At 72.7% G+C, this 1,977-nt stretch carries 2 protein-coding genes and 1 pseudogene; 2 read left to right on the forward strand and 1 reads right to left on the reverse strand.

All coding sequences use genetic code 11. The annotated features are described in order from the left end of the window. The first annotated feature begins 82 nt into the window (after positions 1 to 82). Both ABZ863_RS35570 and ABZ863_RS35575 read left to right on the forward strand, forming a co-directional pair. Complete coding sequence (locus ABZ863_RS35570; protein ID WP_358544175.1) at positions 83 to 1,435, forward strand: MFS transporter; 1,353 nt, start codon at positions 83 to 85, stop codon at positions 1,433 to 1,435. 29 nt (positions 1,436 to 1,464) lie between these two features. Beyond that, the gene (locus ABZ863_RS35575; RefSeq protein ID WP_358544178.1) at positions 1,465 to 1,896 is read left to right on the forward strand and encodes a hypothetical protein; all 432 of its coding nucleotides are present in this window, start codon (positions 1,465 to 1,467) and stop codon (positions 1,894 to 1,896) included. Here ABZ863_RS35575 and ABZ863_RS35580 read toward each other — a convergent pair. Further along, positions 1,883 to 1,977 (reverse strand): annotated as a pseudogene (locus ABZ863_RS35580) (diguanylate cyclase); the annotation flags it as partial. The gene ABZ863_RS35575 and the pseudogene ABZ863_RS35580 sit on opposite strands and share 14 nt — an antisense overlap.

Consider the following 1,977-nt stretch of genomic DNA (forward strand, 5'->3'; position numbering starts at 1 on the left):
CAGGTTGGCGTAGGCCGCCGCCGGGTCGAGGGTCAGCACGATCGTGCCCGGCTTCAGCTCCGGCACCAGAACCTCGGAGACCTTGCCGAGCACCAGCGAGTCGGGGCTCGGGCGGCTGATCGAGCTGCACGGGGTGAACGGCGCCGGCGACGTGATGATCACGGTGGCGCTGGCCTCGACGGTCTTCTTCTCGGTGCCGACGGACGAGGCGCGGGGCCGGGTGGCGCTCTACCTGGCCGTGACGATGCTCCCGTTCACGCTGCTGGCGCCGGTGGTGGGTCCGCTGCTGGACCGGCTGCCGCACGGGCGGCGGGCGGCGATGGCCGGGTCGATGCTGGCCCGGGCGGTACTGGCGCTGGTGCTGTCGGGGGCGGTGGCGACCGGGAGCCTGGAGATGTACCCGGCCGCGCTCGGCGTCCTGGTGGCCTCGAAGGCGTACGGGGTGGTGCGCAGTGCCGTGGTGCCCCGGCTGTTGCCGCAGGGGTTCTCGCTGGTCAAGGCCAATTCGCGGGTGACGCTCGGCGGGCTGCTGGCCACCGGGGTGGCGGCGCCGGTCGGGGCGGGGCTCCAGATGATCGGCCCGGGGTGGCCGTTGTACGGGGCGTGTCTCCTCTTCCTCGGCGGCGCGTTCCTCTCGTTCCGGCTGCCGCCGAAGGTCGACTCGGCGCGCGGCGAGCGGCGGGCACTGCTGGCCGCGGACGAGCAGCATCTCGCGGCGGCCGTGGACGCCCGCTGGGACCCGGTCGCCGAGCCGGCGGCGACGGGGGCCGACCGCAGTGACGGGACCAGGAACAGGGGGAGGGAGAAGGACAGGGACAAGGAGCGGCGGCGGAAGGGGCCGGGGCTCAGGACGGTGGGGCCGGCGGTGACACACGCGCTGGCGGCCAACGCCTGTGTGCGGTGTCAGAGCGGCTTCCTCATCTTCTTCCTGGCGTTCCTGCTGCGCGAGCATCCGCTGACGGGGCAGAGCGCGGCGGTGTCGCTGGCGGTGGTCGGTGTGGCGGCGGGGGCGGGGAACGCGCTGGGGACGGCGGTCGGGGCGTGGCTGCGGGCCCGGGCGCCGGAGGTGATCATCGTGACGGTGGTGGGGACGCTGGTGGCGGTCGCGGTGTCGGCGGCGGTGTTCTTCGGTGCGGCGGTGGTGGCGGTACTGGGGGCGGTGGCCGGGTTCACCCAGGCGCTGGCCAAGCTGTCGCTGGACGCGCTGATCCAGCGTGATGTGCCGGAGCTGGTGCGGACGTCGGCGTTCGCCCGTTCGGAGACCTTGCTGCAGATGGCGTGGGTGGTGGGCGGAGCGATCGGGATCGCGTTGCCGCTGCGCGGGCCGCTGGGACTGAGCGTGGGCGCGCTGATCGTGGCACTCGGCTGGCTGACGACCGTACGGGCGCTCATGGCGTCGGCCAGACGCGGCGCGTCGCACCCCCGCGTGGCGTGACCCTCCAACGGGCCCGATAGCCTTCGCCCATGACATCCCTGCCCCGCGGCGGAGCCGCACGTCAGTTCAGCCCGGCCACGCGCCGCGGGTTCGCCGTCCTCGGCGCGGTGTCCGCCGGCCTGCTCGTCCTGTCCGCCTGCGACAAGCCGACGGCGGTCGCCACCGTCACCATCGGCTCCGACTCGGTGAACTCCGAGGCGACGTGCTGGAACGGCGGCTCCAAGATCGACGAGAAGAAGCTCCAGCAGTGCCTCCAGGACAAGGGTGAGGGCGACTCCGGCAACGGCGCCGAGGTGAAGACCGTGAAGGTCGACACCGAGGCCGACCTGCACATCGGCGTCGACCCGAAGATCGCCGACAAGGGCTGGACGATCCTCATGAACGGCCAGCCGCTGACCGACGCGTCCAACAAGACCTTCCGGACGATCCCCGGCAGCGTCTTCTTCAGGCCGGCCTGGTGACCTCGCCCAGCGCCTTCGCCACCGCGCCGAGTACGTCGTCACCCGCGGGATGGCCGAAGCTGTCATTGATCCACTTGAAGT

It is taken from the genome of Saccharomonospora sp. NPDC046836, assembly GCF_040645195.1.
GTDB lineage: Bacteria > Actinomycetota > Actinomycetes > Mycobacteriales > Pseudonocardiaceae > Prauserella_A.

Coding starts and splice junctions, on each gene's coding strand:
- ABZ863_RS35575 (WP_358544178.1), top strand. CDS start 1,465: ATGACATCCCTGCCCCGCGGCGGAGCCGCACGTCAGTTCAGCCCGGCC.